The organism is Sphingomonas sp., assembly GCF_050725575.1.
Taxonomy (GTDB): Bacteria; Pseudomonadota; Alphaproteobacteria; order Sphingomonadales; family Sphingomonadaceae; genus Sphingomonas.
Genome location: NZ_JBOHHW010000068.1, coordinates 1 through 25,633, shown reverse-complemented (window position 1 = coordinate 25,633; position 25,633 = coordinate 1). Strand labels below are relative to the sequence as shown.

The following is a 25,633-nucleotide window of genomic DNA, read 5'->3' as shown; positions in this document are numbered from 1 at the left end:
ATGAAAAGCCACGGCAATACACCCAGGAGCTTCGGCTCACCTCGCCGTCGGGCGAGCGGTTCGACTGGATCGCCGGCCTTTTCCTGACCAAGGAAAAGAATTTCCGAATCGAGGGCTTCAACTTCCCGGCACTGGGGCGGAGCGATCGCCTGCCGAGCATCTCCAATTCATATCAATCCAATGACGGCTTTGCCTATGCCGGCTATGCCCAGGCATCCTACCGGCCGCTCGACAAGCTGAAGATCACCGCGGGCGGGCGCTATTCGTACGAACGAAAGGAGATCACCTCCGAATCGCGGATCGTGTCGGGCCTCCCGCTCCTGCTGCAAGCCTATCCCCTGGTCGCGGCCAAGGCGAGCTGGTCGAACTTCAGCTGGAAGGTGATCGCGGATTATGAAATCGCGCCGCGCCTGCTGACCTATGCAAGTGTGGCCACCGGCTTCAAGAGCGGCGGCTTCACCGGCACCGCATCGACCGCGCTGGTGGCGACCAGAGCGTTCGCACCGGAGAAGGCGACCAATTACGAACTGGGCGTGAAGAGCGAGCTGTTCGACCGCCGCCTCCGGCTCAACCTTGCCGCCTTCTACACCGATTACCGCGACCTTCAGGTGACCCGCTTCTTCCAGCCCGCCGGCACCACCTTTGGCCAGTTCATCACCGAGAATGCCGGCAAGGCGCGCATCAAGGGCATCGAGCTGGAAGTGGCAGCGAGTCCGCTCAGCGGCGTGGAGATCGGCGGCACCTTCGCCTATCTCGACGCGCGCTACACCCAGTTCACCGGCACGCCGTCACAGATCGTCACTGGCGCGTTCACCAACAATCGCCTGAGACAGGCGCCCGAATATACCGCCAGCGCCTATGCGGAATATTCCTTCCGCCTCGCCGGCGGCGAGAAGATCGCGGCCCGGGCAAACTATAAATATCAGAGCCTCAGCTATTATGACGCCGACAACAACCCGATCACCGTGATCCCCGGCTATGACCTGGTCGATGCCTCGCTCGGGATCACCTCGGCCGACGGGCATCTCGAGCTGAGCATCTGGGGCAAGAACCTGACCAATACCGAATATCGCACGCACGTCTTTTCCCAGCGCGACAGCCGCGTCGCGTTCGCGCTGTTCGGCGAGCCCCGGACCTATGGCCTCACGCTGGGCTTCAACTTCTGAGCGGAGACCGCGGCGCGACGGTGAGCTCGCCCGCCCCGGCTTTGGCTGACAGGATGATCGAGATGCCCGTTGCAGACGCACCGACACCGCGCGATGTCGCTGAGCTGATGCGGCGCAGCGAGGGACCGACCGCGCTGCTGGATATCGCGCTGGACTCGATCGGCACGGGGCACGCGACGGCGTCGCTGACGCTCGACGATCGCATGCTGAACGGCTTTGGCAGCGCGCATGGCGGCATCCTGTTCCTGCTCGCCGACCAGGCGTTCGCCTATGCCTGCAATTCGGAGAATATCGCCACCGTCGCGCAGGGCGGATCGATCACCTTCCTGTCCCCCAGCCGACGCGGCGAACGGATCATCGCCGAAGCGACGCGATCCGGCCAGGCGGGGCGAACGGGAGTCTATGACGTGCAGGTCAGAACCGGCGATGGCCGCCTTCTCGCGATCTTCCAGGGACTCTCGCGTTCGCTCGAACGCCCCGTGATTGAAACGCAGAACGCCGGCTCGGATTAGAGGCATGCGAGGTCCGGTGTGAAGGCCGGCGAGAGATATGGGACACCGGTTGTGTCATATCATATTGCCCATCATCGCTGCATCGGGATGCTATAATCTGTTATATATCAGATATTTACCTAAACTTCAGCGCTCTGCCATGCTCCGGATCGCTCAGCTGTCGTAGGAGACGACCACATCGTCCGATATCGGCATTGACTGGCAGGTCAGGATATAGCCGGCCGCGACCTCCTCCCTGGTCAGACCATAGTTCAACCGCATCTCGACCGCGCCGGAGACCACTTTTGCCCGGCAGGTTGCGCAAATGCCCCCCTTGCACGCGAAAGGCGCCGCCGCACCGGTCGCGCGCACGCTGTCGAGGATATTGCCGCGGTCGGCATCGAAGGTGACGGTCAGCTTGCGCCCGTCGAGAATGACGCCCATGCGCCGACCCGCGGCGGCCAGCGCACGTGCCTGCGCCGCTTCGTCGAGCACCGGGCTCGATCCCGCGCTGGTAAAGCGCTCCAGCAGGATGCGATCCTCCGGCACGCCGCGCGCCAGCAGCGCCTGTTCGGCGGCGGTCATCATGCCTTCGGGGCCGCAGGCAAAGAACAGATCGGTCGCGCACGGATCGATCAGCGTGGTCAGTATCTCATCGCATTTTTCGCGGTCGAGCCTGCCGTTGAACAAGGCGACCTCCTCTTCCTCCATGGTCAGGAAATGGAAGATCGCGAGCCGGCCCATGAAGCGATTCTTGAGCGCCGCCAGTTCCTCCAGGAACAGCACCTGGCTGCTCATGCGGTTGCCATAGAACAGCGTGAAGCTGCTGCCGGGCTCAACCGAAAGCGCCGTCTTGATCAGTGACAGGACCGGTGTGATGCCCGAACCGGCGACAAAGGCGGCATAGCGCCGTTCCTGTCCGGGCGAGAAAATTGCCGTGAAATGCCCGGCGGCCGGCAGCACGTCGAGCTGGTCGCCGACCTGTAGCCGGTCATTGGCGAAGCTCGAGAAACGGCCGCCCGGTAGCAGTTTAACGGCAATGCGCAGTTCGTCGTCGAGCGGCGCCGAGCAGACCGAATAGTTGCGCCTAACATCCTCCCCGTCGAGCTCGGCACGCAGGGTGAGATACTGGCCCGGCTCGAACCGGAATCGCTCGCGCAGGCTTTCGGGCACGTCGAGCCTGATCGATACGGCATCGGCCGTCTCGCGCCGGATATCGGCAACGCGGAGCGAGTGAAAATCAGTCTTGCTCGTCATTGTTCGATCATTCGTCCTAAATACATTTGAACCGGTCGAACGGCTCGGCACAGTCGCTGCATCGCCACAGCGCCTTGCACGGCGTCGACCCGAACCGGCTGATCTCGATCGTGTGCGACGATCCGCATTGCGGACATGTCGCCGGTCCCTCATCCGCTAATGTGCCGCGACCGTCGCCCCGCGCCGGTGGTGCGATGCCATAGGCATGAAGCTTGTCCCGGCCGGCATCGCTGATCCAGTCAGTGGTCCAGGGCGGCGACAGGACCGAGCGAATGGCGACGTCCGCGAAGCCGGCTATGTCGAGCGCGATACGCACGCTCGTTTCAATGACGAGTGTCGCCGGGCAACCGGTATAGGTGGGCGTCAGCAGGACTTCATAGCCGCCGCCGCGCGCCGGCTGCACCGCACGGATAACGCCCAGATCCTCCAGCGTGATGACGGGGATCTCCGGATCCGGCACGTCCATGATCGCTGCGCGGATCCGGTCGATGACATTTGGGGCGGCGGTGATCATCCGCTACCAGCTTGCGCCCGGATAGGCGCGCTGCAGAAACTGCATCTCCGACAATATATGGCCGAGATGCTCGCCGTGCCGGCCCTGCCGCCCCCCCGTCACGCCGCGACCCGATTTCGGCCGATCGATACCGGCTTTGGCCAGGACGCTGCCGATCGACTGGTCCCAGGCGGGACGCAGCGCGGCGCGGTCGACCGCCAGCCCCGCATCGACCAGCGCCTGTTCCGGCGCATCGACGGTGAACAGTTCATCGATGAAGCGCCAGTGCCAGTCCAGACCATCGACGATGCGACCATGGCTCTCCTCTGTGCCGTCGCCCAGGCGGATCACCCAGTCGCTCGCCAGCCGCGCATGATAGGCGACTTCCTTGACCGCCTTGGCAGCGATTTCCGCCAGCCGCGCGTCGCGCAGCGCGGTCATCGCCTCGAAAAGGGCGAGCTGCCACACCGAGAAAAGCAGCTGTCGAACGATCGTCCGGCCAAAGTCGCCATTGGGCTGTTCGACCAGCAGGCAATTGCGGAAATCATGAACGTCGCGGCGAAAGGCCAGGGCGTCGCCGTCGCGGCCCGCGCCTTCGATGCTAGCCGCGTGGTCGAGAAACAACTGCGCCTGGCCGATCAGGTCAAGCGCGAGATTGGCCAGGCTCAGATCGAGTTCGACGGTCGGCGCATGCCCGCACCATTCGCCGAGACGCTGGCCGAGGATCAGCGCATCGTCACCAAGCGCAAGCACCGAGGCGAGCCGGGCGGGTTGAAGCAGGTCGGCCATCAGATATGCTTGATGGTGTCGGGAACGTCGTAAAAGGTCGGATGACGATACACCTTGTCTTCCGCCGGCTCGAACAGCGACGCGGCCTCACCGGGATCGGACGCGGTGATCGCATCAGACGGCACGACCCACAGGCTGACGCCCTCCGACCGGCGCGTATAGACGTCGCGCGCGCCCTCGATCGCCATCCGCGCGTCGGCAGCGTGGACGCTGCCGACATGGCGGTGCGACAGGCCGTTCCTGGCTCGCACAAACACTTCCCAGAGCGGCAATTCCCGGCTCATCGACATCGACCTTTCCTGAAAGCGCGGCATCAGGCCGCGCGCTGGGCCGCCATTTTGTCGGCATGCGCCATGGCGGCGGCACGCACCCAGGCGCCATTTTCCCACGCATCGCGACGCGCCTTGATCCGTTCACGCGCGCACTGACCTTCGCCGCGCACCACGGCGAAGAATTCCTCCCAATCCGGCGTGCCGAAATCATAACCGCCCTTGTCCTCGTTCCAGGCAAGATCGGCATCGGGGATCACCAGGCCGATCGCCTCGGCCTGGGGCACGGCGATATCGACGAATTTCTGGCGCAGTTCGTCATTGGTGTCGCGCTTGATCCGCCAGCGCATCGACTGTTCGGAATTCGGCGACTGATCGTCGGGCGGCCCGAACATCATCAGCGACGGCCACCACCAGCGATCGAGCGCGTCCTGCGCCATGCGCCGTTGCTCGGGTGTGCCGGCGGCCAGCGCCATCACCGCCTCATATCCCTGGCGCTGGTGGAAACTCTCTTCCTTGCACACCCTGACCATCGCCCGGGCATAGGGCCCGTAGGAGGTGCGCTGCAGCGGCACCTGATTCATGATCGCAGCGCCGTCGACCAGCCAGCCGATCGTGCCGATATCGGCCCAGGTCAGCGTCGGATAATTGAAGATCGTCGAATATTTCGCGCGCCCGCTGAGTAGCGCGTCGGTCATCTGGTCACGCGAGGTACCAAGCGTTTCGGCCGCGCAGTAGAGATAAAGCCCGTGCCCCGCCTCGTCCTGCACCTTGGCCAGCAGGATCGCCTTGCGCCGGAGCGTCGGCGCGCGGCTGATCCAATTGCCCTCCGGTAGCATGCCGACGATCTCGCTATGCGCGTGCTGCGATATTTGCCGGATCAGGGTCTTGCGATAGGCCTCGGGCATCCAGTCCTTCGGTTCGATGAACTCGTCCGCCGCGACCCTTGCCTCGAAAGCGGCGAGCCGCGCCGGGTCCTCGGCAACGGAAATCACAGGGGCAATCGCGGTCCGGCCTTCGCTTGCGCCAGGCTTCACATCCTGCACGTACATCGCTCAATCCTCTCGACTATTGCCATGTCGTTATCATTGTCCGACCGGACGGTCAACTAATTCTGCCGGCATCAGACCCGCTCGATGACCATCGCGATTCCCTGGCCGACCCCGATGCACATGGTGCACAATGCATAACGCCCGCCTGAGATATGAAGCTGCTCGGCGGCGGTCATTACGAGCCGGGCGCCGGACATGCCGAGCGGATGGCCGAGCGCGATTGCGCCGCCATTGGGATTGATGAAATCGGCCTTGTCCGGAAGCCCAAGCTGGCGCAGCACGGCAAGTCCCTGCGCCGCGAACGCCTCGTTCAATTCGATCACATCGATATCGCCGAGCGACAAGCCAGCCTTTGCCAGCACCAGACGCGTCGCCGGCGCCGGGCCAATGCCCATGATGCGTGGCGCGACCCCGGCCACCGCCGTCGCCACGATGCGCGCACGCGGCGTCAGGCCATGATCCCGCGCGCCGGCCTCGGACGCGATCAGCATGGCGGCGGCACCGTCATTGACGCCGGACGCATTGCCCGCGGTGACCGTTCCGTCCGGGCGCACGATCGGCCTGAGCCGAGCCAGCGCCTCGATCGAGGTCGCGCGGGGATGTTCGTCGCGGACGACCAGCACCGCGTCGCCTTTACGCTGCGCCACCGACACCGGCACGATTTCGCTGTCGAAACGGCCGGATGCCTGCGCGCGCGCCGCACGATCCTGGCTTTCGACGGCGAAGCTGTCCTGATCCGCCCGGCTGATATCATAGGCCTGGGCGACATTTTCCGCGGTCTCGGGCATCGAATCGATCCCGAATTCCGACTTCAGCGCCTGGTTCACGAAGCGCCATCCGATCGTCGTGTCGACCATCTCCGCCGTGCGCGAATAGGCCGATGTCGCCTTGCCCATCAAGAACGGCGCGCGGGTCATGCTCTCGACCCCGCCGGCGAGATAGAGATCGGCTTCGCCCGCTTTGATCGCGCGCGCGGCGGTGCCGACCGCATCCATGCCGGATCCGCACAGGCGATTGATGGTGGTGCCCGGCACTGCGTCGCCCAATCCCGCCAGCAGGACCGCCATCCGCGCGACATTGCGATTATCCTCGCCGGCCTGATTGGCGCACCCGAGAATCGAGTCGTCAAGCCGCCCCCATTCGATACCGGGGTTGCGTGCCTTGAGCGCCCGGATCGGCACGGCGGCGAGATCGTCAGGCCTCACTTCGGCAAGCGAACCGCCATAGCGGCCGATCGGCGTCCGCACCGCATCACAGAGAAAAGCATCGGACATATCATGCTCCTAATTGATTGACCGACCGGACGGTCTTCTTTACAAACGCGCCATAGACGGCGGATCTGACAGCTGCAAGGAGAGAGGGCTTGGCATACGAGACGATCGCGTTCGACACAGCCGATGGCATCGCCCGGCTGACGCTGAACCGGCCCGACCGGCTGAACAGTTTCACGGTGGCGATGCATGGCGAAGTCGCCGACGCGCTCGATCGTGCCCGGGCCGACCCATCACTTCGCACGCTGCTGCTCACCGGCGCCGGGCGAGGCTTTTGCGCCGGGCAGGATCTCAACGATCGCGCCGTGGCACCCGGGGCCGAAGGCGTGGATCTGGGAGACTCGGTCGAACGCTTTTACAATCCCCTGGTCCGCCGGCTCGTCACGCTGCCCGTGCCCGTCATCTGCGCCGTCAATGGCGTTGCGGCAGGCGCCGGGGCGAACCTCGCCCTGGCCTGCGACATCGTGATTGCGGCGCGGTCGGCCAAATTCATCCAGTCCTTTGCCAGCATCGGGCTGATCCCCGACAGCGGCGGGACATGGACTCTGCCCCGGCTCGCCGGTCAGGCGCGCGCACTTGGCATGGCGCTGACCGGAGAACCGATCACGGCCGAACGCGCCGCCGATTGGGGCCTGATCTGGAAAATGGTCGAGGACGAGGATCTCGTATCGGCCACCAACGCGCTCGCCGCCAGATTTGCCGTCGCGCCGACAGCAGGGCTTGCCGCGACCAAGGCGATGATCCGCGCGACATGGGCCAATAGTCTCGACGCCGAACTCGACCTGGAGCGCGATGAGATGCGCAGGCTCGGCCGCATGCACGATTATCAGGAGGGCATTGCCGCCTTTCTGGAAAAACGCCCCCCCGCCTTTACCGGCTGCTGAGCCTCGGAGACATTATGAAGCCGCTGAAACTGATGAGCTATGTCGCCGGCGACTGGTTCGGTGCCGCGACCGGGCTCGAAACGATCGCGTCGGCAGTGACCGGCGAGCCGGTTGCCGAGATCGGATCGCACGGCGTGGATTTTGCAGGCATGGTGCGGCACGCCCGCACGGTCGGTGGTCCCACCCTTCGCGCAATGACCTTCCACGACCGCGCCAAGATGCTCAAGACGCTGGCCGAAGCCGTGATGGCGCGGAAGGAGGAATTATACGCGCTCTCCGCCCATACCGGCGCGACCCGGGGCGATGGCTGGATCGATATCGAAGGCGGCGCCGGGACGCTGTTCTCCTATGCATCGAAGGGCAAACGCGAACTGCCCAATGACATTGTGCTGCTCGACGGCCCGGCCGAACCCTTGTCGAAGCGCGGCAGCTTTGTCGGCCAGCATGTCTATTCGTCGCTGCAGGGCGTGGCGATTCACATCAACGCCTTCAACTTTCCCGTCTGGGGCATGCTGGAGAAGCTCGGGCCGACGCTGCTCGCGGGCGTGCCGGCGATCGTCAAGCCGGCCTCGTCGACTGCCTATGTGACCGAAGCCTGTGTCCGGATCCTGCTCGACACTGGCGTGCTGCCGGACGGTGCGCTGCAGCTGGTGACCGGGTCGGTCGGCGATCTGCTCGATCATCTGACCTGCCAGGATGTGGTGTCGTTCACCGGCTCCGCCGCGACCGCGCAAAAGCTGCAGGCGCATCCGGTCATTGCCCGGGACAGCGTTCGCTTCATCGCCGAGCGCGACAGCCTGAACGCCACAGTGCTCGGTCCCGATTGTACCCCCGACACGCCCGAGTTCGAGCTGTTCGTCAAGGAGGTGGTACGGGAAATGACGGTGAAGGCCGGCCAGAAATGCACGGCGATCCGCCGGACTTTCGTGCCCGCCGAGCTCATTGATACGGTCGAGGCCGCGATCGTCGCCAAACTGGCCGACATCGTGGTCGGCGATCCCGCGCAGGAAGGCGTCACCATGGGTGCGCTGGTGAGCGAGCGTCAGTTGCTTGACGTGCGCGCCACCGTGGCCGCGCTCGCTGCCGATGCGAGGATCGTGTTCGGCGATCCCAACGCGCCACCGGCCCGGAGCGGCGCGTTCATGTCGCCAATCCTGCTACGATGCGACACACCCTGGGAGACGGCGACTGTCCATGACCGGGAAGCGTTCGGTCCGGTGTCGACATTGATGCCCTATCGCGATCTCGCCGATGCCATACACTTGTGCAACCGGGGACAGGGATCGCTGGTGATGTCGCTGTTTACCCATGATCCGGCCATCGCCGCGACGATGGTGTCGGGCGCGGCCGCATTCCACGGCCGCGTGCTGATCGCCGACCGGGACTGCGCACGGGAATCGACCGGCCACGGGTCTCCCCTGCCCGGCCTCGTCCATGGCGGGCCGGGCCGGGCCGGCGGCGGCGAGGAGATGGGCGGCATCCGCGGGGTTCATCATTATATGCAACGGACCGCATTGCAGGGGTCCCCGCGTATGCTGGCGGCGATCGGCCGGCGCTGGTTCGAAGGCGCGCCGCTGGTGGATGACGGCGAGCATCCCTTCCGGCTCGGCTTCGATACGCTGGAGATCGGCAAGTCGCTGACCACCGATGCCCGGACCATCACGCTCGACGATATCGAACATTTCGCGAGATTCACCGGTGACACATTCTACGCGCATATGGACGAGGAAGCGGCGGCGGCGAACCCGTTCTTCCCGGGTCGGGTCGCGCACGGCTATCTGATCCTGTCGTTTGCGGCGGGCCTGTTCGTCGACCCCGCGCCGGGCCCGGTGCTGGCCAATTACGGCCTGGACGATCTGCGCTTCCTGAAGCCGGTATCCCCCGGCGATGCGATCACCGTGCGGCTGACCGCCAAGAGCAAGAGCCGCCGCAATGCCGAATATGGCGAAGTGCGCTGGGACGCGCTGGTCACCAACCAGGATGGGGAACCGGTCGCAACCTATGACCTGCTCACCATGAACGCCAATTGAGGAAGATTCGATGACCGTGAAACTGCTCGCGCTCTACACGCGGCCCGACGACACCGAGGCCTTCCTCGCGCATTATCACGACGTCCACATGCCGCTGATCATGAAGGTGCCGGGCCTGCAAAAGGCGGTGGTGAACCGGGTCGATGCCAATCTGATGGGCGGCGATCCGCCCTATTTTCAGATCGCCGAACTGCATTTCGCCGACCGGCAGGCATTCGACACGGCCATGGCATCGCCGGAGAATCGCGCGGCGGGCAAGGATGTGATGAGCTTCGCAAAGGGTCTGGTGACCATGCTCGTCGTCACCGAAGAGGCGGCCTGAGCCATCACCGGGGAGAATTGCGTGTCGTTCGATATCTCGCAACCGAGCCTGTTCGACCTGGCTGGCCGGCGTCTGGAGGATCTCCAGCTGGAACGGCTGAGATCGACGCTCGAACATGTCTATGCCAACAACGCGCATTACCGCGCCGCATTCGACGCCATCGGCGTGACGCCCGCCGATCTCGAGACGGTGGCGGACATCGCGAGGTTTCCCTTCACCACCAAGGCGGACCTGCGCGCCAATTATCCGTTCGGCTTCTTCAGCGTGCCGATGGCCGATGTCGCGCGCATCCACGCTTCGTCGGGCACGACCGGCAAACCGACGGTGGTCGGCTATACGCGCGATGATCTGGCGAACTGGGCAATGCTGATCGGCCGGTCGATCGCCGCCGCCGGCGGCACGCCGGGGATGAAGGTCCATATCGCTTATGGCTATGGCCTGTTCACCGGCGGTCTCGGCGCGCATTTCGGCGCGGAGACATCGGGATATACCGTCATTCCGATGTCGGGCGGGCAAACCGAAAAGCAGGTTCAGCTGATCCTCGATTTCCAACCCGACATCATCATGGTCACACCGAGCTATATGCTGACCATTCTCGACGAGTTTCGCCGCCAAGGCGTGGATCCGCGATCCACGTCGCTGAAGATCGGGATTTTCGGCGCGGAACCCTGGACCGATGCGATGCGGCGCGAGATCGAAGGCGCTTTCGACATCAAGGCGGTCGATATCTATGGCCTGTCGGAAGTGATGGGGCCCGGTGTCGCGTCGGAATTTGCCGTCGATCAGAATGGCCCGACCATCTGGGAGGATCACTTCCTCGCCGAGATCGTCGACCCGGTGACCGGCGCCCCCCTGCCCGATGGCCAGCAGGGCGAGCTGGTGTTTACCTCGCTGACCAAGCGCGCGATGCCGGTCATCCGCTATCGCACCCGCGACCTGACCTGCCTCCTTCCCGGCACGAGCTCGCCGTTCAGGAGAATGGGCCGCATCACCGGGCGATGTGACGACATGCTGATCATCCGGGGCGTCAATGTCTTTCCGACCCAGATCGAGGAGCAGCTGCTGCGCTGTGCAGCGCTCGCGCCGCATTTCGAGGTCGAGATTGCCCGGCCGCACCGGATGGACGAGGTCACCATATTGGTCGAACCGAAATTCGACACGCCAGACGCGGAAGATGAAACCCGCCGTCTCGCCGGCTATATCAAGACCGCGATCGGGATCAGCGCGACGATCAAATTGTGCGCGCCGGGCGTCATTCAGCGCTCCAACGGGAAGGCAACACGCGTCCGCGATCTTCGTCCCAAGGGCCTGCCGGCCGAGGCTGCGCTTGCCTGATACCCTGTCTGACATCGGGCCTGAACGGCGGTTGATCGACAATGTGGAAGTTTCCCGGTCAATCGCCTAACCGTCGTCGCAGACAGACAGAGGTTTCACGATGGCCAGAACTCAGGCGGCAGATTACGACCAGCGCCGCGAGACGATCATGAAGACCGCCGCCGAGCTTTACGCCAAGCGTGGCTTTCTCGGCGCCTCGGTGGCGCAGATCGCCATTGCCTGCAAGACATCCAAATCATTGATCTATCACTATTATCCGTCGAAAGAGGACATTCTCTACGACGTCATGGATTCGCATGTTCAGGGCCTGACCCAGGCGGCACGGGATATCATCGACGGCCCCGGCGATGCCCCGACAAAGATCAGAACCATCGCCCATGCACTGATGGACCTCTATGCCGAAGCGCAGTCGAACCAGAAGGTCCTGCTGAACGAACTCGGCAATCTTCCGGTCGAACGGCGATCCGTCATCGTCGCACATCAGCGTGCCCTGCTCGATCTGGTCGATCAGTTGCTGATCGAGCTGCGGCCCGATTTGAGCAGTGCCAAGTCGCACAGGCGCGCGCTCGTGATGATGTTCTTCGGCATGCTGAACTGGACCCACACCTGGTTCGATCCGTCAGGCCCGGTCAAGGGCGCCGAGATCGCCGACATGGCGGCCGACATGTTCCTGGCCGGTCTCGACCGAAACACATCGGCCACAGCCATTAGCTGAGCGGGCCGATCCGGCGGCGGGGCCGCATCATTTCGCGGGCGCACCCTTCGCCCGGAGCGAGAATTTCACCGACACGGCGGCGGGAATCTGGTCAGTCGTCGACCATTCGCCCTGACCGACCCCGAACAGGGTGCGGTCGAGCGTGAACGCGCCATGCGCCGATGCGGACTCATCCTTGATCCTGACGGTGAAGGGCACGGCGAACTTCTTTTTTGTGCCGCGCAGGTCGAGCGTTCCGGTCGCGACATAATTGTCGCCGCCGGTGGACCGGATCCGGTCGCTGCGAAAAATAGCCGAAGGGTGCGCGGCAATGTCGAACCAGTCGGAGGTCGGCAAGGCGGCGTCCCGCTGGCTGTCTCCGGTCGATACCGACGCGAGGTCGATGCGCACCGTGAGGGTCGATCTCTCAAGCATGTCGGGTGAGAAGACGATATCCGCGGTCCAGCGCGAGAAGGACCCGGTGATCGGCGTATCGGCCCAGTTGGTGGAGAAGCCAAGTTTCCCGTCCTGCACCGTCCAGCGGGTGAGCTGGGCGGCGGATTCCGTCGGCGTAGGTGAGGGAACGGGCGGCGTAACGGCGGTCGATGGGGTCGCCACCGGCACCGGCGACGCGACCGGTACGGCAACGGGCACCGGCGGCAACTGGCTGGTCTCAGGCGCAAGAGGCCCGCGCTCCGTTTTGTCGACACGCACAAGGCTGGAGCCAATCAGCGCGGCAGCCAGTGCCAGTGCGGCAAGACCCCAGAAACGCGGCTCCTTCCAGCCGGGCAAGGCGCCCGGCACCATGCGTGCGAATATCTTGTCCTTGTCGATGAGCTGATGCTTCACAACGGCACCGAGGTGAAGCACGAGCAGGGCAATGGTGAGATAGACCAGTGCCGCATGGCCAGTATTGCCGACGCTGTTCCAGATCGCCTTGGTCGCGGGTTCGAGATGGGACAGGCCCGGCACAGCGGGCCATGGCACCACGCCGAACAGCCGTGTCGGGATGGGGAGCTTGCTGGTCGACACCATGATCCATCCGGTCAAAGGCAGGCCGATCATGATGAGGTAGAGACCCCAGTGAACCACGCCCGAGGCGAGGCGCTGCCAGTATGGCATCGACTCTTCGGGAGGCGCGGGATGCAGCAGGCGCCAGGCGAGGCGAGCGACGCTGAGCAGCAGGATGGAGATCCCGATCGATTTGTGCAGCTGAAACGCGGCATAGCGCGCGGGCCCGTCCGGGACATCGTGGAGCCGCCATCCCAGTGCGATCTGCCCGAGGAGGCACAAGGCGATGATCCAGTGCAGCGCGATCGCGACGCGCGTGTACGATGTCGCGGGAACAGGAGCGTCGATCGAGGAATCGGCAGCCGGGCTTGGGTCTGTCATGGTCATATCGGTATTCCCTGCGGGCCGGCTGTGGAAGCCCACAGATAGGCATCCTCAGGTCAGCTGAGGCTTGTTCACTTCTTCTTGAATTCGGCTTCGATCGCCAGCTGAACTTCATCGCCGATAACGGGCACATATTTCGTGACGCCGAAATCGGAACGCTTGATCACAGTCGTTGCCGAAAAACCCGCACGGGTCTCGCCGCCGGGAATGCCCTTGCCCGAACCGTTGAAGGTGACGTCGAGCGTGACCGGCTTCGTGATGCCGTGGAGCGTCAGATCTCCGGTGACCTTCCCGATATGGCCGTCGCCGAGATCGATCGATGCCGAGGTGAAGCTGATCGTCGGAAACCGCTTTGCGTCAAGCCAGTCGGCCGCGAGGAGCTCTGTGTTGAATGCCTTGCCGAAGGGATCGGCGCCGGTCGCCGTGTCGATCGAATCGGCGGCGATCTTCACGCTGAGCTTGCTCGCCTCCGGATGCGCCGGATCATAGCCGAAACCGGCATCCAGGCCAGTGAAGCGCAGCGTGTAGAAGGAGAAGCCCTGATGCTTGACCCTGGCAACAAGGCTGGCGTGACGCGGGTCGAGCACATAGTTCCCCGCCGGCATTGCCGATGCGGACGTGTCCGGCTTGTCGATCGCCGCGGTGAGGAGTCCGACAATCGCCAGAGCGGCGGTTCCGATCAATGCTGCAGACGTGCGCATGCTTACCCTTTCCCATGTTCATTGACCTGTCAGGCTCGCGACACAGTCCGCGACAGGGTCATCTCAATTAATTTAACATGATAAGTTTATTTCAGCAACCGGGCCATAATGATTGTCGTCATGGGCATCATCACTGGGGAGAGATGAAGGACCAGGGCGAAACCTCCGAGCCGCGCGCGACCCGCACCTGGATCAGCGCGGGGGCACCGAGTGCGAGCGCCGCCTCAAGCGCAGGGCGCATCTCGGACGGGCTGTCGACGACCCATGATCGGATGCCGTAGCTGTCGGCAAGCTTCACGAAATCGGGATTGACCAGGTCGGCACCGATCACATGGTTGTTGAAGCGCGTCTCCTGGTCGCGCAGCACATTGCCATAACAGCCATTGTCGAACACGATCGTGACCAGGTTGATGCCGTGCTGGACCGCCGTCGCCAGCTCGGGCAGCGCGAACTGAAACCCGCCATCGCCCGTCACCGAGACCACTGCCTTGTCGGGATGCGCCACTTTCACGCCGAGCGCCGTCGGGAAGCCGAAGCCGAGCGTGCCCTGATAGCCGCAACTGACATAGGTCCGGGGCGCGTAGACGGGAAATCCGAAGTTGGAGGTGAAGCCCATCTGCGAAAGCTCCTCGACCAGGAATCCGTCGCGCGGCAGCACGTCACGGATCGCATCGAGATAATCCATCTGGGGCTGCACGCTACGGATGTCGCGCGCGGCCTTCGCCTTGGCTGCGGCAATCTGCTCGAGGTCGCCTTGGGGCGTGTGCCCGGTAGCCACCAACGCATGCACCAAGGCAGACGCGCCGGCTGCGGCGTCAGCAACCAGGGGTCCGTCAGTGTCGAGCCGGTCCATTTCGGCCGGGTCGATGTCGATGCGGATCAGTTTCCGGCCGGGCAGCGAGCGGTTGTACTGCATCATCCCGCCCCACCGCATGAACGGGATCTCGAGCCGGGTTCCGATGCCGATCATCAGGTCGCATTCGGCCCACAGAGTCCATGCCGCCGCCATGCTCAGGCCGAGCGGACGATCTTCGCCCACGACCCCCCGTCCGCCGCGAAACCCGACCACCGGCGCGTTGAGCGCCTCGGCCAGCAGGCCGATTTCAGGCGCCGCATCCTGCGCCCCGCTGCCCGTGAAAATGATCGGCCGCCGGGCCGCCCGGATCAATCGCACACAGGCGGTAAGCGCGTCGTCATCCGGTGCGGGCGCGGCGGGAGCCGACACGCGTGCGGCGTCCGCCATGTCCGCCCGCATCCCGAGATGGTCCCAGCAGATCGAGAGCGCGGCCGGGCCCTTGCGGCCCGACATCGCACCGCTGATCGCCGCAGTCATCGCCGCCGGCGTGTCGGCCGGCGTTTCGATATGCTGCGCATAATGCGTCAGGCGCTTGAGAATGCCGAGCTGGTCGGGCAGCTCGTGGAGATGGCCCCGCCCCATCCCCTTGAACATCGACGGTATCTCTCCGGTGAGGCAAAGCGTCGGAGCGCAGGCGCCAAGTGATGTGCACATCGCCGCTGTCGCGTTGAGAACCCCGGGACCGGGGACCGGTGAATAGACGCCGAGCCGGCCGCTCGATCGGGCATAGCCGAACGCCATATAGGCAAGGCCCTGCTCATGCCGTGCGCCGATCGTCCGGATGCTGTGATCGGCATCGTACAGCGCATCAAAGAGCGGATACATTTGCGCGCCGGGAAGCCCGAACACGGTATCGACGCCATTGACGATAAGGGCGTCGACCATGGCCTGCGCCGCTGTCTTGTCAGTCATTGGAAACTCCTGAAGAGCATCGTCGACCGGCCGGCTATGGCTGCGCGGCGAGACCCGCGGCCTCGATGCCGGCAAGCGCACAGAGCTCGTCATTGTCGGATGTATCGCCGGTGACGCCCACGGCACCGATTGGCGCCCCGTCGGCGGCGATGACGATGATACCGCCGGCAGCGGGCACAATGCCGGCCGGGGCGATCGCGCCAAGCGAGCCGATAAAGGTCGGGCGCTCCGCCGCCATATCCCCGATCTTGCGCGAGGACACACCAAGCGCGAGCGCGCCCGCGGCCTTGCCGATCGCGATCTGCGCGCGCAGCGTCGACGCACGATCGGCGCGCTGAAAGGCGATCAGATGGCCGCCCGGGTCGAGCACCGCAACGCTGAGCGGCTTCAATCCGAGTTCGCCGCCGCGCCGCATCGCCGCGTCGATGACCTGTCTCGCCAGGTCGAGAGAGAGTGTTGCCATCATTCAGCTCATTGGTTTGAAATGATGCCCGGACGCTCCAGGCACATTCGATTGTCTGAAATGCGGACCAGGCACTTCGCGCCCAACCTCGCGCCTCAATTGCCGAACGCGATCTTGACGGTGACACCGGCGGTTCGGGGATCCGAAACCAGGCCGATCCGGGAGGTAGTCCTGTTGAAATCGGGCAAGGCGCCGCCGCCGCGATAATAGACCTTGTCGGTGAGGTTGCGCACCCAGCCAGCGATATCCCAGCGGCCGTCGGACGAGGTCCAGCCGATCCTGGCATTGACCACCGCATAGGCATTGGATCGCAGCGTCAGTTCGTTCGACAGGGTATCGCCCTTGAAGGTCGCATCGACGCTGAACTTGATGTTCGACCCGCCGGACAGATCCACGACATAATCGGCCGCCGCGGTTGCCGAATATTCGGGCGTGCTGGTGAGCCGCTTGCCGTTCAGGTCCAGCGTCACGAACGGGGGCCCGCCCTGAATCGTGGGGTCGAACGTTTCGATCATATAATCCTTATATTTCGCATCGAGCAGCGACAGGCCGCCGCGCAGTGTCAGGGCGGAGAAGGGTCGCACCGTCGCTTCCACCTCGATGCCCTTGATCTGCGCATCGGCGGCATTTTCGGTGATGATCAGCCCCTGTGCGTTGACACCACTGACCTGCAGATCCTTGAATTTCACAAAGAATGCCGCCGCGTTGATGCGCAGCCGGCGATCGAACAGGTCGGTCTTTATACCGAGTTCGTAATTGTCGGCGACCTCGGGCGCGAAGGGCGTCATGTCCGCCGGACTACCCGCCTGCCCGTTGAACCCGCCGCTCTTGAAGCCGCGCGCATAGCTCGCATAGGCATGGATGTCCGCGTTGGGCTCATATTCGACAACGACTTTCGGCGTGAGCTTCCTGAACGTCGCGCTGGTCGATTCGGAGAAGGGCCCGTCCGGCAGGAACAGCGCGAACGGATCGCCCCCGGGAGTGTTCGCCACCGACGTCGCATCCAGCGAGAATGCCTTGGTCTCGCTGGTGTAGCGCAGCCCCAATGTGATCCCCAGCCGATCGGTGATATCGTACTTCGCCTGGCCGAAAGCGGCATAGCTGTCGGTGTTCAAACGCTGCAGAAAGCTTGCCGTACTATCCTGTGCGTCGGGCGAACCAGGGCCGATCAGACCGTTGTCGGGATCGTCCGGGTCGCCGGGCTGGCTCCCCGGGATCCGCCCGGTCAGATAGATTGACTGATTGCGCTGGCCTTCTTCATGAAACCAGTAAAGCCCGCCGGACCAATGCAGTCGACCGTTGGCCGAGAGCGGCCCATCATCGTCCGAAACGAAGCGCAGCTCCTGGCTCGTTGCCCAGCTGTGCTGGCGGGCAAAGAAGTTGTTGATCTGAAGCGCGGTGCGATCGACATCCTCTGAATTATAGCTGCGTTCCTTCCGGTACGAGCTCAGGAACGAGATCGTACCGGCATCCGAATAATAGTCGGCGCGGAGCAGCCCGCCCCATTGGCGAATACCCTGACTGCCATTCAGGTTGCTCCGCCCGGAGCGGATATCGGCTTCCTGGGTGGGATAGGGCCCGGGAAAGAAATCCTTGAGGATGAAGGGCAGGCCGGGTGTGTCAACAATGACGCTCTTGAGCACGCCGTCCTGCTTGATGTCCGAATAATCCGCGACCAGATTGACCTCGAATTTCTCGCTGGGCGTGAAACGCAGCGAGCCCCGGAGCGCCTGGATGTCCTGACCGTTCGCGCGCTCCCCGGTCGTCAGGTTGCGATAGGCACCGTCGGTATGGAGCGAGAAGCCGGCGATCCGGGCCGACAACAGGCCGTCGACCACCGGCGCGCCCACCGCCGCTTCGAACTGGCGCCGACCGAGGCCGCCAATCTCCGCGGCAGCGTACCCGTCAAGCTTGTCGGTCGGCTTGCGCGTGATGATGTTGATGACGCCGCCCACGGCATTCTTGCCGTACAGCGTACCCTGCGGTCCGCGCAGTACCTCCACACGTTCGATATCGAACAACGCCGCATTGGCTTCGCTCGGCTGAGCGAGATAGGCGTCGTTGATGTTGACCGCGACGCCGGAATCGGTGGTCAGATCTTCGTTCGACCGGCCGATGCCGCGGATCGTATATTCCTCATTATTGATCTGCTCGGCATAGATCTGCAGGCTGGGCGTGACCTCGGAAAGGTTCTCCACGTTCACGATGCCCTGTTCGGCCAGGGCCGTCCCGGTAAAGGCCGTGATGGCGATCGGCGTGTCCTGAACCGAGCTCGAGCGGCGCTCCGCGGTGACGACGATGTCCGCGATCCCGGCATCAGCTTGATCGGCGGCCTGGGCATCAGCGGAAACAGGGGCGGGGGGCGGCGCCGGCTGCGCTTGAGCATAGGCCGAAACCGGCGACAGCAATGACGTCGATCCCAGCAGGATCAAAACCTTGCGTCGGACCCCATTGTTGAATTTCGCCATGTCCGTCATCTCCCCTCTTCTCTTTCTCGCTGGCCGCTGCCGCCTTAGATTGTCATCGGCGATCTAGGTTCTGGGCTATCGGAGCCGCGACTGGATCTTCCCGAGCGCGATGACCGCGCATCGCTCATCGGTTGCACTCGGCTCGGCGCCGCTGACGCCGATCGCGCCGATCAGCTCATGCTTGACGAAGATCGGCAGGCCGCCCGCGAAGCTTAGGAAATTGCTGTCGTCGACGATGCGCGCACGCACCGCCGGGTTGGCCCTGGTCAACGCGCCGACCTCAGAGGTGGGCATCCTGAACGTCAGCGCCGTCCAGGCTTTCCTGAATCCGGTATAGGCATGATAGCCGGTGGTGCCGTCGGGAATGTAGAAAAGCTTCGGCATGCCCGCGGAATCAATGATGGCGACCCCGATCCTGGAACCCGTGCATGCGGCGGCGGCTGCCTTGGCCGCGACCAGGGCCAATTCCATCGGAACGCCACGTGCATAGGGGGCGCGCTGCGGCGGTGGGCCACGGGGGCCATCGGGAAGCGGGAGGCCCTCATTGGGTCGGCCAAAGTCCAGTGGAAAACCGGAGTTGCGTCTGGCATCCGATTGCGCATCCCCAGCAGTCGCCACGGTCGCCGCAACCACCGCGAATAATGCCAGCGCAGATTTCACGACACGCTCTCCCACCGCTGTTTCGTCGGGGATTATCCTGTGGGCAAGGCCGCAGTCCCGATCTTCAGCGCTGATGATAGGCGCAGTCTATCCATTGGCTCCAATTCAGAATGAATGCCGGATTGATTGCATTTTCGTATCGATCCTTGGAGCAGGCCGCCTGATCATCGCTGCTTTCAGAGGTTTGCGGCGGTCGTGGTCACCACAGCTGAATCCATCGACGGGCTGACCGGCGCGGCATCGCCCGGCGCGGCCACATTCTGCGAATCCTCGAGCTCCCATGTCTTCACGGAGGCGAGCACCATGTGCCGGAAACTGGCGATGAGCGGGCTCGGTTCACCGGCGCGGCTGACCAGCCAGACATCGGTCACGGCGTCGCCATCGATCAGCGACTTGAACAGGACGTTGGGAATATTGATCCGCTGCAATTCCGCCGGAACCACGGCGATGCCCAGGCCGGTCGCCGCTAGGCACACGATCGCCGAGGAGTCGAAAACCTCCTGCACCACATTGGGCGAGAATCCCCGCTTCGCACAGAGTTCGCGCAGCAGGTCATAGATGCCGATGCCCGAATGCGGCGGATAGAACAGGAAAGGCTCGTCGCGCAGGTCGGCGATCTTCAGGTTCGGAATCTTGCTCAAGGGATTGTCGACATGCATCGCGACGACGAGCCGGTCGCGAATCAGCCTGGTGTAGGAGACATCGGCGGGCTGCAGCCCGCCCTTGCTGCGCATGATGCCGATATCGATTTCGCGCGATTGCAAGGCGACGATCTGATTAGCCGACGTCAGGTCGCGCAATGTCACCTGCACCTTGGGATATCTCTGACGGAAAGCGCAGATCATGTTGGGGAAGAAGGACAGCAGCGAGGATGCCGAGGTGAAACCAATGCGCAGTTGCCCCGCTTCGCCCGCGACGATGTCCCGCACATCGCTCAGGCTCAGATCGACTCGTTCGAGAATGGCCAGCGCGTGACTCCGAAATGCCGCGCCGATCTCCGTCAGTTCAACGCGGCGCTGGGTGCGATGAAAGAGCAACGCCCCGATATCGCGCTCCAGCGTCTGGATCGCCACCGACAATGGCGCCTGCGTGATGGCCAGCCGTTCAGCGGCACGGCGGAAATGGAGTTCCTCCGCGAGGACAACGAAATAGCGCAGCTGCCGCAAGTTCATTGATACTGGCTTCCAATCAATCGGCGAGGCGGTTTGAATTAGCACGCAACAAAGGCTTGCGGCAATCTGACCCCGGAAGGTGCGTGACGCTGGCTGGCGTCCGCATGGAGAGTTGGCATTCAAGCTGACGCCGCGGCTGTCGCTCGCGCTTCCGCAAATTGGGGAAGGATGACTCGGTGGCACGCTATAATCCGCATCGCGAGGTTCTGCCGATCAGATCGGTGGTCGCGCGGCTTGCTGCGGGCGAACCGATCATCCAGCTCGGCATCCGCAATGCCCGAACGCCCGAAATCGTCAGGATGGCGTCAGGGTCAGGATATGACCTGATCTGGGTCGACCTCGAACATAGCAGCATGTCGGTGGATTGCGCCGCCCAGCTCGCTGCGACCGCCACCGACCTCGGCATGATTTCCTGGGTGCGGGTTCCGGAGCGCGAATATGGCGTGATCGGACGACTGCTGGACTGCGGCGCGAATGGCATCATCTCCCCCAAGATCGAGACGGCGGAGGAAGCTCTTAACGCTGTCGCCGCCTGCCGCTTTCCACCGCTTGGACAACGCTCCGCGCTGACGCTCCTGCCGCAATATGGCTATGTCCGGATGCCTGCGGCGGACCTCACCCGGCGCGCGAACGAGGATGTCGTCCTCCAGGTGCTACTCGAATCGCGCAAGGGCATCGAGAATGTCGACAAGATCGCGGCCGTCGATGGTGTCGATATCCTTGGCATTGGCACCAATGACCTGACGGCGGATTTCGGTTGCCCGGGCGAGGTGGGAAGCCCCGAAGTGATGGCCGCCTGCCGGTCGGTGGCGGAAGCGGCGCGGCGGCATGGCAAGCTCGCGGTAATCGGGGGCGTCGGTGATCCGCAACATTGGCGCGACCTGCTCGACATCGGATTTGCGCCGCTCGTGTTCGCCGGGATCGACACCGACGTGATCGCGACCGCGCTCGATCAGCGCGCCGCCGACTGGCGCGCCCGCTTCGGCCTTTAGCGCCCGCCCGCGGCCACTTAATTTTCTTAAACAAGGATTGATCGATGCCTGGAATGCCCAACGAAGTCTGCACGCCCTGCCGGCCGGCCGACACGCTGGAACGACCCAAGTTCGAGGTCCCGGCAGGAGCGTGCGACGCGCACACCCATGTGTTCGAATCGCGCGACATCTATCCGAGCATTCCGGCGCCGAACTACACTCTGCCCGACGGCCAGCTCGATCATTATCTCCGGCTTATGCCGATCATCGGCATCGACGCGTTCGTGATCGTCCAGCCGTCATTCTACGGCACCGACAATGCGTGCCTGCTTGACGCCCTGTCGCGCGCCGGCGACCGCGCACGCGGCGTCGTCATGGTGGAGCCTGACATTCCGGCGAGCGAGCTGGCGCGCTTTCACGCACTGGGTGTCCGCGGCGTCCGGCTCGACCTGTTCAAGCGCGCCGCGCTCCCTCGTGATGAGATCAAGGCTTATATTGAGGCAATGGCGGCGAAAGTCAGTCCGCTCGGATGGCATCTGCAATTCTACACGCCCGGCGCGATCATCCGCGATCTCATCGACTTTCTCGCCGATCTCGAGATCGAGTTCGTCATCGATCATATGGGCTATATGCTCGAAAAGGATGGCCTGAACGACGGCGATTTCGATCGCATGCTCGACCTCCTGCGAGACGGGCATGGCTGGCTGAAACTGAGCGGCCCCTACCGGCTCGCACGCCATTCGAGTGTCGAGGCAGTCGACGCGATCGCCAGAGCCATCGTTGCCGCCGCGCCGCACAAGGTCCTTTGGGGATCGGACTGGCCGCATATTCCGGACGGCGACCGCGACACCGGCGAACTGCTCAACATGCTGGCTGACTGGGCGCCGGATCCGGCAGTCCGCAAACTCATCCTCGTGGACAATCCACGCAAGCTGTTCGATTTCTCTTAGCCGCCGGGCGACGCGGTCGCGATCAACAAAAGCATAAGCAATTGTGGAGAGGAAACATCATGTCGGCACAGGCGCAGACGGCCTCGGAGGGCCCGCCCAGAGATATCTCGATACGGGTTACCGTGATCTGTTTCCTGATCGTGATGATCGACGGATATGACTCACTAATGGTCGGCTTTATCGCGCCTCTCATCGCGAAGGGCTGGGGGCTCCATGCACCGGACATCGGGAAGCTCTTCGCCGTCTGCTATGTCGGGGCCATCCTCGGGGCAGTGAGCATGGGGCCATTGGCCGATCGTCTCGGCCGGCGGCCCATGCTGATCTCCGCTCTCGCGCTTGCCGCGGTGGCAACGGCCTTGTGCGCAACGGCAACCTCATTCGAGATGCTGATGCTGTATCGCTTCATCTCGGGAATCGCGCTAGGCGGCGCCTTGCCCGCGGTCAGTTCACTCACCGCCGAGCATGCCCGCCCCGGAAAACGGTCGGGGACGGTCACGCTGATGTATATCGGCTTTCCAACCGGGGCCGTAGTCGGCGGTGCCATTACCGCAGGGCTGCTTCATCTTGGCTGGCAGAACATCTTCCTCTGGGCGGCGTTCGCCTGCGCGTTCGCACTGGGCATCGCGCTGCTGTTGCCGGAAACATATCGTCCCCGCGACACCCAGGCTCACCGCCCCGTGTTGCAACGCCTGACTTCCACCTTCACCGAACAGTTCGCGGACGGCCGCCTCTGGCCGGCGCTCACGCTTTGGCTGGGTCTCTTCTGCCTGATGCTCCTGGTCTATTTCCTGGTGAGCTGGTCGCCGAGCATCCTGGTGGCGAGCGGCGCAACGCCGGGTGTGGCCGCCCTTGCGGGGGTTGCACTCAATCTTGGCGGCATCATCGGCGCACTCTGCCTCGCACCAGCGATCAATCGCTTCGGTCCCTATCGTCCGGTCGCGGCGCTGATCGGCATGGGGACATTTGCCGTGGCGGCGCTGGGGCTCAATCTGCACTCGACCGCGGCGACGATGACGCTTCTGTTCCTGGCCGGCGTTGCCGTGATGGGCGGACAATTGAACTTCCCGGCAATGACCGTCGAGCTGTATCCGCAGCACGTACGCGGTGCCGGCAGCGGATGGACCGTGGGCATGGGCCGTCTCGGCTCGATTGTCGGGCCGTTGCTCGGCGGCGTATTGATCGGTGCGGGGCTGAGCTCAAGCGCGCTTTTCCTGTTCGCGGCGATCCCGGCGCTGGTCGCCTGCGGCGCGCTGATCGCGGCTTACCGGTTTCGCTCGCACGCCGCCAATCGGGAGAATTTTGGCTAAAGCTGCTTCTCCTCATCCATCCGTACCGCGCCGAGAGTGAGGACTAGCAGGAACGCAACCACCATCACGCCACCGCCGATCGAGAAACTGACGGCGATGGCGTGGCGATAGGCCTCGATCATCGTTTCGCGGGCTGGCGCGACCATCGCCTTGATCATGACGATCCCCCGCCCCGCGCTGCTGCTATCGACATAATGGCCCAATTGCGCCGCCATCGCGCCGCCGGAGACCGCGACGCCGAGCACACCTCCGAAGGAACGGATAAACCCCATGGTTGCGGTCGCCACGCCGAGGTGCGCGCGCGGAACCGCATTCTGGATGACGACGGTCGCATTCGGCATGCCCATGCCCATGCCGAAACCAAGCACGCCCAGCGCGACCAGAAACGCCGGGATCCCGGCTCCCGCCCATGCAAGCGTCGCGCAACCGACCAGCGCCGCGGCCTCACATCCGACGCCGAGCATCATGAACGGCTTCACCAGTCCGGTTCGCGACGAGAGCTGGCCACCCGCAATCGAGGTGACGATCATCACGGCGATCTGCGGCACCAGCATGAGCCCCGCGCGTGCCGGATCGAGCCCAAGGACCAGCTGGAAATAGAGCGGCATGAAGACGGTGGCGCCGGTCATCGCGAACGCCATGCACCCGCTGATCGAAACGCCGATGACGAAGCTTCGGATCCGGAACATCGACAGGTGGATCAGCGGCTCCGTGGCGTGCCGCTCCTGGAGGAAAAAGAGCGCGAACAAACCGATGGCGAGCGCGATCAGGCCAAGCGATGATCCCGAAGCCCAGGGCATGACCGATCCCGCCCAATTGAGGATGAGAAGCGTAGACACGGTCGCGCCAGTCAGCAGTGCCGCACCGAGAAAATCCACCTTGTGGGAGGTGACCGGCGGCTTGTGATGGAGCCCCCTCATAATGAGCGCGAGCGCAACGGCACCGATCGGCAGATTCACATAGAAGACCCAGCGCCAGGACAATGTGGTGGTCAGAATCCCGCCAAGCACTGGCCCCGCGACGCTGCTGATGGCGATCGCGCCAGTGAACAGCCCCTGGTACCGGCCCCGCCCCCGCGGCCCGACAAGATCGCCGATCGTGGTTTGCGTCAGCGTCACGAGGCCGCCCGCGCCGAGCCCCTGCAGGCCACGAAAGAGGATGAGCTGCGGCATGGTCTGCGCGACCCCGCAGAGCGTCGACGCGAGCAGGAAGATGGAGATGCTCACGATCAGCAGGCGGCGACGGCCATACATGTCGCTGAGCTTGCCGTAGATCGGGGTCGATACCGTGGTGGCGAGGAGAAAGGCCATCACGACCCAGGAGATATGAGCCATGCCGCCAAGCTCGCTGGTCATGCGCGGCAGCGCCGTATTCACGATGCTCTGATCGAGTGACCCAAGGATCAGGACCATCATCAGCGCTGCGAACACCATGCGCAGCTCGCGCCCGGCCGCTGACCGACCTGGCGGGATGTTCCCGGTGCGTTGGGCGTGGCTGTCAGTCATGTGAGTCTCGTTTGGGCGGCCGCTGGTCGAGACGAGGTCAATATGGCCGGGGCCAGAAGACTTGAATCCGCCTTCACCGAGCCGGCCGGCCTATCTGCGCGGTGTGAGGCGTGGATAGGTGGTATTGGTGAAACCGGGGATGATCACCTTCTCGGGCCGGTTGTCGTTCTCCATCAGCTGATCGGTGATATAATGGGCCGATGCATTGGCGAGCTGCTGG

24 protein-coding genes are annotated in these 25,633 nt (G+C 63.9%); 10 read left to right on the top strand and 14 right to left on the bottom strand.

All coding sequences use genetic code 11. The annotated features are described in order from the left end of the window. Together ACRECS_RS25650 and paaI are read left to right on the top strand one after the other, a co-directional pair. A partial coding sequence (locus tag ACRECS_RS25650) for a TonB-dependent receptor (RefSeq protein ID WP_431585808.1) occupies nt 1–1,166 on the top strand: 1,166 nt, incomplete at its 5' end. Between the two features lie 62 nt (nt 1,167–1,228). Continuing rightward, on the top strand, nt 1,229–1,678 hold the full coding sequence (paaI, locus tag ACRECS_RS25645; protein ID WP_431585807.1) for a hydroxyphenylacetyl-CoA thioesterase PaaI: 450 nt from the start codon (nt 1,229–1,231) through the stop codon (nt 1,676–1,678). 153 nt (nt 1,679–1,831) lie between these two features. Here paaI and ACRECS_RS25640 read toward each other — a convergent pair whose 3' ends face one another. The 6 genes from ACRECS_RS25640 to pcaF form a co-directional block, all read right to left on the bottom strand. Beyond that, nucleotides 1,832–2,914: a 2Fe-2S iron-sulfur cluster-binding protein gene (locus tag ACRECS_RS25640; RefSeq protein WP_431585806.1), complete on the bottom strand. Its 1,083-nt coding sequence runs from the start codon at nt 2,912–2,914 to the stop codon at nt 1,832–1,834. 16 nt (nt 2,915–2,930) lie between these two features. Then, nucleotides 2,931–3,428: a 1,2-phenylacetyl-CoA epoxidase subunit PaaD gene (gene paaD, locus ACRECS_RS25635; RefSeq protein ID WP_431585805.1), complete on the bottom strand. Its 498-nt coding sequence runs from the start codon at nt 3,426–3,428 to the stop codon at nt 2,931–2,933. A 3-nt stretch (nt 3,429–3,431) separates the two neighbouring features. Continuing rightward, entirely contained in the window at nt 3,432–4,196 is a 765-nt protein-coding gene (paaC, locus tag ACRECS_RS25630) for a 1,2-phenylacetyl-CoA epoxidase subunit PaaC (RefSeq protein WP_431585804.1), read from the bottom strand. Next, complete coding sequence (paaB, locus tag ACRECS_RS25625; protein WP_431585803.1) at nt 4,196–4,486, bottom strand: 1,2-phenylacetyl-CoA epoxidase subunit PaaB; 291 nt, start codon at nt 4,484–4,486, stop codon at nt 4,196–4,198. The genes paaC and paaB overlap by 1 nt, the downstream gene beginning before the upstream one ends. A gap of 23 nt (nt 4,487–4,509) precedes the next feature. Next, nucleotides 4,510–5,517 (bottom strand): 1,2-phenylacetyl-CoA epoxidase subunit PaaA, encoded by a 1,008-nt coding sequence (gene paaA, locus ACRECS_RS25620; protein ID WP_431585802.1) that lies wholly within the window; start codon nt 5,515–5,517, stop codon nt 4,510–4,512. A 71-nt stretch (nt 5,518–5,588) separates the two neighbouring features. Beyond that, nucleotides 5,589–6,791 carry a 3-oxoadipyl-CoA thiolase gene (gene pcaF, locus ACRECS_RS25615; protein WP_431585801.1) on the bottom strand — a complete coding sequence of 401 codons (1,203 nt, stop codon included), beginning with the start codon at nt 6,789–6,791 and terminating at the stop codon, nt 5,589–5,591. A gap of 89 nt (nt 6,792–6,880) precedes the next feature. Here pcaF and paaG point away from each other — a divergent pair, with 89 nt between their 5' ends. The 5 genes from paaG to ACRECS_RS25590 all read left to right on the top strand — a co-directional run bounded on the left by paaG (nt 6,881) and on the right by ACRECS_RS25590 (nt 12,074). Next, nucleotides 6,881–7,672 (top strand): 2-(1,2-epoxy-1,2-dihydrophenyl)acetyl-CoA isomerase PaaG, encoded by a 792-nt coding sequence (gene paaG, locus ACRECS_RS25610; protein WP_431585800.1) that lies wholly within the window; start codon nt 6,881–6,883, stop codon nt 7,670–7,672. Between the two features lie 14 nt (nt 7,673–7,686). Further along, nucleotides 7,687–9,702, top strand: coding sequence for a phenylacetic acid degradation bifunctional protein PaaZ (gene paaZ / locus ACRECS_RS25605; RefSeq protein ID WP_431585799.1), 2,016 nt, complete (start codon nt 7,687–7,689; stop codon nt 9,700–9,702). A gap of 10 nt (nt 9,703–9,712) precedes the next feature. Further along, a complete protein-coding gene (locus ACRECS_RS25600; protein ID WP_431585798.1) occupies nt 9,713–10,024 on the top strand; it encodes an EthD family reductase in 312 nt (103 codons plus the stop codon). Between the two features lie 21 nt (nt 10,025–10,045). Beyond that, nucleotides 10,046–11,359: an AMP-binding protein gene (locus ACRECS_RS25595; RefSeq protein ID WP_431585797.1), complete on the top strand. Its 1,314-nt coding sequence runs from the start codon at nt 10,046–10,048 to the stop codon at nt 11,357–11,359. 100 nt (nt 11,360–11,459) lie between these two features. Continuing rightward, a complete protein-coding gene (locus tag ACRECS_RS25590) occupies nt 11,460–12,074 on the top strand; it encodes a TetR/AcrR family transcriptional regulator (protein ID WP_431585796.1) in 615 nt (204 codons plus the stop codon). A gap of 27 nt (nt 12,075–12,101) precedes the next feature. Here ACRECS_RS25590 and ACRECS_RS25585 read toward each other — a convergent pair whose 3' ends face one another. The 7 genes from ACRECS_RS25585 to ACRECS_RS25555 form a co-directional block, all read right to left on the bottom strand. Beyond that, nucleotides 12,102–13,451 carry a cytochrome b/b6 domain-containing protein gene (locus ACRECS_RS25585; protein ID WP_431585795.1) on the bottom strand — a complete coding sequence of 450 codons (1,350 nt, stop codon included), beginning with the start codon at nt 13,449–13,451 and terminating at the stop codon, nt 12,102–12,104. Between the two features lie 68 nt (nt 13,452–13,519). Continuing rightward, nucleotides 13,520–14,149 carry a YceI family protein gene (locus ACRECS_RS25580; RefSeq protein ID WP_431585794.1) on the bottom strand — a complete coding sequence of 210 codons (630 nt, stop codon included), beginning with the start codon at nt 14,147–14,149 and terminating at the stop codon, nt 13,520–13,522. A 130-nt stretch (nt 14,150–14,279) separates the two neighbouring features. Then, entirely contained in the window at nt 14,280–15,917 is a 1,638-nt protein-coding gene (locus ACRECS_RS25575; protein WP_431585793.1) for a thiamine pyrophosphate-dependent enzyme, read from the bottom strand. 34 nt (nt 15,918–15,951) lie between these two features. Then, entirely contained in the window at nt 15,952–16,380 is a 429-nt protein-coding gene (locus ACRECS_RS25570) for a GlcG/HbpS family heme-binding protein (RefSeq protein WP_431585792.1), read from the bottom strand. Nucleotides 16,381–16,475: 95 nt separating this feature from the next. Next, nucleotides 16,476–18,848: a TonB-dependent receptor gene (locus ACRECS_RS25565; protein ID WP_431585791.1), complete on the bottom strand. Its 2,373-nt coding sequence runs from the start codon at nt 18,846–18,848 to the stop codon at nt 16,476–16,478. A 75-nt stretch (nt 18,849–18,923) separates the two neighbouring features. After that, nucleotides 18,924–19,313 (bottom strand): GlcG/HbpS family heme-binding protein, encoded by a 390-nt coding sequence (locus ACRECS_RS25560; protein WP_431585790.1) that lies wholly within the window; start codon nt 19,311–19,313, stop codon nt 18,924–18,926. A gap of 371 nt (nt 19,314–19,684) precedes the next feature. Beyond that, entirely contained in the window at nt 19,685–20,680 is a 996-nt protein-coding gene (locus ACRECS_RS25555; protein ID WP_431585789.1) for a LysR substrate-binding domain-containing protein, read from the bottom strand. Between the two features lie 176 nt (nt 20,681–20,856). On the opposite strand from ACRECS_RS25555, the gene ACRECS_RS25550 reads away from it, so the two are divergent. Genes ACRECS_RS25550 through ACRECS_RS25540 form a run of 3 tightly spaced genes read left to right on the top strand, consistent with a single transcriptional unit; the run spans nt 20,857 to nt 23,908 of the window. Then, nucleotides 20,857–21,672, top strand: coding sequence for an HpcH/HpaI aldolase family protein (locus ACRECS_RS25550; RefSeq protein ID WP_431585788.1), 816 nt, complete (start codon nt 20,857–20,859; stop codon nt 21,670–21,672). A gap of 44 nt (nt 21,673–21,716) precedes the next feature. Next, complete coding sequence (locus ACRECS_RS25545) at nt 21,717–22,601, top strand: amidohydrolase family protein (RefSeq protein ID WP_431585787.1); 885 nt, start codon at nt 21,717–21,719, stop codon at nt 22,599–22,601. A gap of 59 nt (nt 22,602–22,660) precedes the next feature. After that, nucleotides 22,661–23,908 (top strand): MFS transporter, encoded by a 1,248-nt coding sequence (locus ACRECS_RS25540; RefSeq protein WP_431585786.1) that lies wholly within the window; start codon nt 22,661–22,663, stop codon nt 23,906–23,908. Here ACRECS_RS25540 and ACRECS_RS25535 read toward each other — a convergent pair. Further along, complete coding sequence (locus tag ACRECS_RS25535) at nt 23,905–25,455, bottom strand: MDR family MFS transporter (protein WP_431585809.1); 1,551 nt, start codon at nt 25,453–25,455, stop codon at nt 23,905–23,907. The two genes, ACRECS_RS25540 and ACRECS_RS25535, sit on opposite strands and share 4 nt — an antisense overlap. Nucleotides 25,456–25,633 lie beyond the last annotated feature (178 nt).